6 protein-coding genes and 1 pseudogene are annotated in these 6441 nt (G+C 59.7%); all 7 read right to left on the minus strand.

Annotation, left to right across the window (positions count from 1 at the left end; all coding sequences use genetic code 11):
- On the minus strand, positions 1-543 hold the full coding sequence (locus F0Q34_RS19575) for a hypothetical protein (protein WP_149814008.1): 543 nt from the start codon (positions 541-543) through the stop codon (positions 1-3).
- Positions 544-897: 354 nt separating this feature from the next.
- Positions 898-2172 (minus strand): TRAP transporter large permease, encoded by a 1275-nt coding sequence (locus F0Q34_RS19580; protein ID WP_149814009.1) that lies wholly within the window; start codon positions 2170-2172, stop codon positions 898-900.
- A gap of 12 nt (positions 2173-2184) precedes the next feature.
- A complete protein-coding gene (locus tag F0Q34_RS19585) occupies positions 2185-2670 on the minus strand; it encodes a TRAP transporter small permease (protein ID WP_149814011.1) in 486 nt (161 codons plus the stop codon).
- Positions 2671-2866: 196 nt separating this feature from the next.
- Positions 2867-3865, minus strand: coding sequence for a TRAP transporter substrate-binding protein (locus F0Q34_RS19590; protein WP_149814012.1), 999 nt, complete (start codon positions 3863-3865; stop codon positions 2867-2869).
- A 39-nt stretch (positions 3866-3904) separates the two neighbouring features.
- Entirely contained in the window at positions 3905-4825 is a 921-nt protein-coding gene (locus F0Q34_RS19595; RefSeq protein WP_149814014.1) for an amidohydrolase family protein, read from the minus strand.
- Positions 4825-5256, minus strand: a complete 432-nt coding sequence (locus F0Q34_RS22555; RefSeq protein ID WP_306419404.1) for an NAD-binding protein — start codon at positions 5254-5256, stop codon at positions 4825-4827. The genes F0Q34_RS19595 and F0Q34_RS22555 overlap by 1 nt, the downstream gene beginning before the upstream one ends.
- Positions 5242-5748, minus strand: a pseudogene (locus F0Q34_RS22560) (NAD(P)-dependent oxidoreductase); the annotation flags it as partial. The pseudogene F0Q34_RS22560 and the gene F0Q34_RS22555, both read right to left, overlap by 15 nt.
- Positions 5749-6441: the final 693 nt, after the last annotated feature.

Genomic DNA, 6441 nt, shown 5'->3' on the forward strand with positions numbered 1-6441 from the left:
TCACCAGGCGCCATAGAAGCGGCTGCCTTCAGGCCGGGCATTGGGCCGGATCAGGCAGGCATTGTTGAAGGTCCGGTGCAGCACAAAACGGCTCAGGTCGAAGAAGCTCTCCTCGCTCTTCCGGTGCAGGTGCAGGTCGGCATAACCGCTGTCTGGCAGGCGGAGATCGATCAGGTGCCGCTGGAACAGGCCATTGATGGTCCGCAGATGCGCGCGTGCCTGCTGCGTCAGGGCGGTCTCCTCGAACGGAATGTCCTGCTTGGTCTCGTCCCGCAGCACGATCCGGTCAGGGGCCACCTTGCGGGCAATCTCCCAGAACTGCGGGAGGCCATCCGGCACCAGCACGGCCAGCAACCGGGGAGTGCCGCGGATGCGGGTGGTCTCGCCCCGGCCGCTCCGGCGATCATTGAAGCCTGCCGCGATCTCCTGGACCAGAACCCGGCGGAGGAACTCCGGATAGGCGATCTCGCAGGTGAACTTGTGGCTGAGGCCAGCTCTCTGCGCTTCGTGGCTGTTAATATACCAGTTCGTTCGGAACGACATGCCGATGCAAAGGCCGGGACGCACCCGTCATACATCCAGCAGGTTGAGCGCCAGAACGGAGACCGCGCGGAGCATCTTGTCCCGATTGGTCGGGCGGTCACTGGCTTCTTTGCGCGCAGGGCCGCCTGGAGGACCTGCCCCGAGAGGGCCTGCAGCCGATGCTGAAGCTAGGCCTCCATCGCCAATTTCCTGCGCCGTCCACTCGATCCGTCCTGCGAGTGGTGGGTAATCAACCAAGTCAGACAAGCCGGCCCTGTCTAGGACAGTGCTGACAGGATGCTACCCTGCCTTGGGAAGGCCAAGCTGAGCTGGGGAACGGCCTGACCTTCCAATCTGACGTATTGAACTCTGGTCTCAACGCAGCAGTTTTGGCAGCCAGAGTGTAAGCTCAGGCCAAACCGTAATAATGAGAAGCGAGAAGAAGAGAGGAAGGTAGAAGGGTATGGTAGCCCGCAATACTGACCACATCGATACCTTGGCAATGTCAGAGAGCAGGAAAAGCGCCAAGCCCAGTGGTGGCGTCAGCAGGCCAATCATCAGGTTGAATACGAAGATGATGCCGAGATGAACCGGATCGACCCCGGCCAAGACGAGCGGTGCCGAGACCAGTGGCGCGACCAGCAATGTCGCCGTTGTTGAGTCGAGGAACATGCCGACGATCAGAAGCAGCACATTGACGACGAGCAGCAACATGAGCGGGTCGGTTGAGACTGAGAGCAGGCTTCGAGTAAACATCTGCGGCAGTTGCTCCACCGCCATCACCCACCCGAACAGTGCTGCTACTGAAACGATAATCAGCACCGCCGAGGTCGTCTTGACCGTGTCGAAAAGTGCGAAGCGCATTCGCTGCCACGTGATGCCGCCGTAGAAGACAACGGTGATGAGCAGAATGTACGCGACTGTGATCGAAGCCGCTTCGGTTGGCGTGAACAGGCCCTGCAACATGCCGCCGACAAGCAGGAGCGGCGTGATCAGCGCCGGGAGCGCCGGCACGAAGGTGGACCACAGCTCCTTGATAGTCGGCCAGCGCTTGGAACGGGGGTGATTGTGCCTGCGAGCGAGCCAAGCGACGGTGATCATCAACAGCGCAGTGTATAGCAGCGCCGGCATGACGCCCCCGATCAGCAGCTGCACGATTGAGACGCTTGTCGCCGAGCCATAGATGATGAGGGGGATTGAGGGCGGGAAGATGGGTCCCACCACGGCGGATGCACCGGTGATCGCGGCGGAATAGGCACGGCTGAAGCCGGCCCGCGTCATGGCCCGAATTTCGATACGGCCGAGCCCACCGATATCGGCGAGTGCAGCGCCAGAAGTGCCCGAGAATACCAGTGAGCCAATGACATTCACCTGTGCGAGGCCGCCCGGAACTCGTCCACCTAACGTGTGTGCGAACTTGTAGATGTGGCTTGTGATGCCGGCCTGGTTCATCAGGCTTCCCACAAAGATGAAGACCGGGACAGCGACAAGCGGGAAGGAGTCAAGCGCATAGGTCATGCGCTGCGCTAGCAGCTCGATTGGAAAGCCGGATGCCAGTACATAAATCAATGCCGGAACCGCAATCGCAACCACGACTGGAGTTCCCAGGATAAAGAGCGCCATGAAGGCGAGTATGATGGTGATTGCCATGATGCCGGGCCTTCAGTGCGGACGCATTTCTTCAGGAAGGTCGAGCTCTTCTTCAGGCTCCTGCTCCTGCGGGAAAGTAACGTAGAGTGGCATGCGCAGAACGACCTTGAAGAACTGGATCGCGCACTCCAATGTCGTCATTGAAAAGCTGATCGTGGCCGCGCCTAGAAAGATCCAATACGGGATCCCCAGCGTCGGTGTGGCGTTGTCGAGGTTAGTGCCGATTGCGACCAGGCTTGCTGCCACCATCGCTGCAAAGGTCACGGTACAGATAAGGGCCGTGGCCAGCTTCAGCCCGTGAATGATGTTGGGAGGAAGCATCACAAGGATTTCCTCCATCCTGATGCTTGCGCCCGCCGAGACGACGTAGGGAACAGCGAGGAAGACGGAGCAGATCAGCATGAAGCGGGCAAGCTCCTCAACGCCGATGATCGGCATGCCAAAGACCTCGCGCGCGACCACTTGGACGAAGGGCAACGAGACCATCGCCACCAGCATCACAAGGCTTCCCCAACGGAAGACCCAGCGTAGCGGTTCCACCGCCCGGTCAATTGCATAGTGACGGCTGTCAACAGCAGCGACGCTTTGCGGCGCTTCAACAAGGGCATCTTGATTGTGCACAGGTGCCTCGCAGGCAGTAGGTTCTTGCTCGTGTGCGAGAAGAAGAGCCGGGGCTGGACCCGGCTCCTTGTCGTCACTGGATGGCGGCGATACGTTCCATCAGCGGCTTCCAGCTCGGGAAGTCGGTGTTGACCTGTGCGGCTACCGACTTGCGGAACTCGTCGACCTTGAGGCCATCCTTTTCGGTGATGAAGGTCATGCCCTTCTGCTTGAGCTCGTCGATCAACCTGACCTCGGCGTCAAGACCAAGCCTCAGCGTCTCCTCGCCAACTTCCGCCGCGACTTCCCCGAGGATAGCCCGATCCCTTTCAGGGATGGACTGCCAGGTGCGCTCATTGATAAAGACGGGCAGCACATTCTGCATATGACCCGTCAGCATCGCGTGCGTTTGCACCTCGTAGAGCTTGTTGGCGTTGATCATGGTCAGCGGGTTTTCCTGCCCGATCACCAGGCCTGTCATCAATGCAGTTGGCAGCTCAGCCACCTCCACCGGTGTCGGAATGGCGCCCATTCCCTTGATCATGGTTGTCCAGAGCGGCAGTGGCACACCGCGGAAGCGCTTGTCCTTGAGGTCGGACGGTGAGTAGACCGCCATCTTCGCCGTCATCTGGCGCGCACCGCGATAAAGGCGGCCGATGATGCGGACATTGGCCTGCTTGACCAGCTTGTCCGAGATCTCCTTCATTACCTCGGACTTGTTTGGATCGGTCGCGGCCATGGCGTGGGTGCCGTCGCGATAGATGAAGGGAGCAGCAAAGGCGCCAATCTCAGGCAGAAGCCGAGTCAGTGAGCCAAACTCGTGATGCGCAAGAGGAATAGCGCCAGAACGGACGCCATCGACCGTTTCCGATGCGCCGCCAAGTTGCGAATTGGGAAATACCTGGATCTTGATGCGGCCTTCCGCGCGCTTCTCGACCCGCTTGGCGAATTCATCAGCATACCAGTGCTGGATGTCCCCTTCTGAGCCGACATGGGCATAGCGGATCGTCGTCTGAGCGGCTGCCGGTGCGGCCAGACTGACTGAAAGACCCAGGATTCCAGAGAGTATCTTGATAGCCTGTCTTTTGTTCATCGTGTTCCTCCTTTCTGTATTGTTTCTTCTGCTTCGCACTCAGACTGCTTCCCAAAAGCGATAGAAGCGCGCCGCATTGTCGTGGAACAGGCTGTCCCTTTCCGCTGCGGTCCGATCTGCGGTCGCTGCCAGAAAGCCTGAAAAGATCGTGTTGAAGCTGCCAACAAGGCACTCAACGGGGAAGTTGCTGGCAAACATACAGCGATCGACCCCGAATATTGAGATGACGTCGCGGATGACCGCACCATTGGCTTCGATCGTCCAGGGTTGTCCAGAGCTGCCGATACCAGAGATCTTGATCGCGATGTTGGGCTGAGCGGCGGCAGTTTCGAGGGCTTTGCGCCAACCAGCAAGTCCTTCCACGCTACGGGCTGCCGGCAGGCCCGCGTGATTGATGATCAACTGCGTGCACGGAAAGTCGTGCGCTAGTTCTGCAGCGGCATCAAGATGCCACCACGGTGTCTGCAGGTCGTACGAGAAACCGTGACGACCCATCAGCGCGTAACCTCGCCGCCAAGCGGGATCATCCATGGAGCCGGGCAGGCCTCGACTCGCTTGGCCGGGCGATGCGGCCGCAGCCGGCTTGTGACGCACCCCGCGAACGATCGGGATCGCCGCATGGGAAGCAAGCAGCGCATCGGCTTCCCCGGAAGCGAAGACGCACCAGGCCACTACCGCGGATGGCAAGCTGTGCTCGGCCGCGATCCGCGCGACCCAGTGGGGCTCCTCTGCGGCCAGAACCCGGTTCCACTCGGCCTCTACGTAGACCGAAGCGATCACCGGCCAGCCAACCGTGTCTTTTCGGTAGTCCGCCGGCGTGTAGTCCCGGCAAATCGCGGAATAGTCCCCGTAGCGGAAGGGGATACGCTCCTCCTTCAGCCAGGGCAGATCGTTTGCGAGATCCCAGATATGATGATGGGCATTGATGACGGCCCGAGGGCAGTAAGGAGCGAGTGCCATCAGGCCTTGCCGCGAGCTGCAGCCTCGTGTTCGTAAAGCTTGACGATCGCGGCAGAGTCGGACATCTCATGCCCGAGCGCGACGTAGTCCTTGTACCTCTGCACACCTTGCTCGATGACCTTGAGATCAAGCCCAAGCCCATGCGCGAAGGCGGATACCGCCTTCAAATCCTTGAGGAGCTGCCGCGCGTAAGACGAGGGCGGCTCAAAGGCGCGCTGCTGCATCTGGGGATACAGCCTTTGCAGCAGACTTGAGTCCGCATGGCCGCCCGCAAGGCATTGCGGTAGGCGCGCGGCATCAATCCCTGCAGCCTCGGCCAGCATCAGCGCCTCCGCCATCACGACGTAGCCTGTTCCAACGATGGCTTGGTTGAGGATCTTGGTTGTCTGACCTGCTCCCACGGGACCCATCAATGTGAGGTTGCCGGCCATCTTCTCAATGATGGACTTCGCCTTCACGAAGTCTTCCTCGCTGCCGCCTGCCATCACCGTCATCTGACCGGTGCGCGCGAGTTGAGGGCCGCCGGAAACAGGGGCATCGATCCAACCTGCACCCGTTGCTTCCTTCAACGCCGCGGCTACTTGGCGAGTTCCTTCCGGATCGGCCGTAGAGAAATCGATCACGAGCGAAGGGCCGGGTCCAGCTGCGGCAACTCCATCCTCGCCGAGGATGCAGCGCTCCACGGCCTGCATGTGCAGAACGCAAAGCATCACGATATCGCTCGCGGCAGCGACCTCGGCTGGGCTTTCAGCTGAGATGGCCCCATATGGCAGGACCGTCTGCAGCCGCTCTGGCTCCAGATTCCATACTTTGACAGGGAAGCCGAGATCCAACAACCGCCGCACCATGGCTTCACCCATGATGCCGATGCCGATAAATCCGATGCGCGGCCGGTTCGTCGCGTCAGTCATGATATGCGTTTCCCTCCATTTCTGTTGTTACCCTCGGGGCAGATTTCGCACACGGAATTCCTCATCGACCGGATGAGGTACATCTCGATTATCGTACGCGAGGGCATAGAGCACCTTGCAGCAGTACTCCTGTCATTCCACTGCTGCATGCAGCAGAATAGCCCGATCTGGATTGAAGGATGCAAAGCACTTGGATGCCTGCAAGAGGCAACGCCATTGTTCGCTCCTCCTGCTACCCGCGTGGTTCGTAACACAACGAATTTAAATCATTCTAATCCGTATACGAATTAGACATTTTGTGTGTCAACGAGCTAGAGCATATGGGGGAGGGATTGCCCCTCAGACGGACATTAGGATATCTGAAATTAAAGCCTTGGCTCTCATGCGGAAGATGGTTTGTAAGCGCCTTTTTCCCCCACTGACGCCGGCCTCTGCCTGCTTTGGTAGCCAAAGCAGGCGCGCTAATGGGCTTATGATGCCTGGGCTTCTTCGTGGCAGACGTCCGTAGCCCAGATACTCGGACACCTCGAGGTACCGTTGCTGACGGCCTTCGCGAGCGGGATGGCCACCTCAGGTCGTGACATGCCCCTGCTGATGGGGCCGGATGATCGGCTTGGGGTGGCCGATGCTGGCCGTAGCCCCGAAACCGGTCCGCTCGAAGGGAGAGCTTCCAGGCTTCACGAGCAGCCCTTCCGGGCTGCTTTG

The organism is Teichococcus oryzae, assembly GCF_008386565.1.
Classification (GTDB): domain Bacteria; phylum Pseudomonadota; class Alphaproteobacteria; order Acetobacterales; family Acetobacteraceae; genus Pseudoroseomonas; species Pseudoroseomonas oryzae.

What these genes read in the sequence shown, in the direction of transcription:
- F0Q34_RS19575 (WP_149814008.1), bottom strand. Translation starts at nt 543, where the DNA reads ATGTCGTTCCGAACGAACTGGTATATTAACAGCCACGAAGCGCAGAGA.
- F0Q34_RS19580 (WP_149814009.1), bottom strand. Translation starts at nt 2,172, where the DNA reads ATGGCAATCACCATCATACTCGCCTTCATGGCGCTCTTTATCCTGGGA.
- F0Q34_RS19585 (WP_149814011.1), bottom strand. Translation starts at nt 2,670, where the DNA reads ATGCTGGTGGCGATGGTCTCGTTGCCCTTCGTCCAAGTGGTCGCGCGC.
- F0Q34_RS19590 (WP_149814012.1), bottom strand. Translation starts at nt 3,865, where the DNA reads ATGAACAAAAGACAGGCTATCAAGATACTCTCTGGAATCCTGGGTCTT.
- F0Q34_RS19595 (WP_149814014.1), bottom strand. Translation starts at nt 4,825, where the DNA reads ATGGCACTCGCTCCTTACTGCCCTCGGGCCGTCATCAATGCCCATCAT.
- F0Q34_RS22555 (WP_306419404.1), bottom strand. Translation starts at nt 5,256, where the DNA reads ATGGCCGGCAACCTCACATTGATGGGTCCCGTGGGAGCAGGTCAGACA.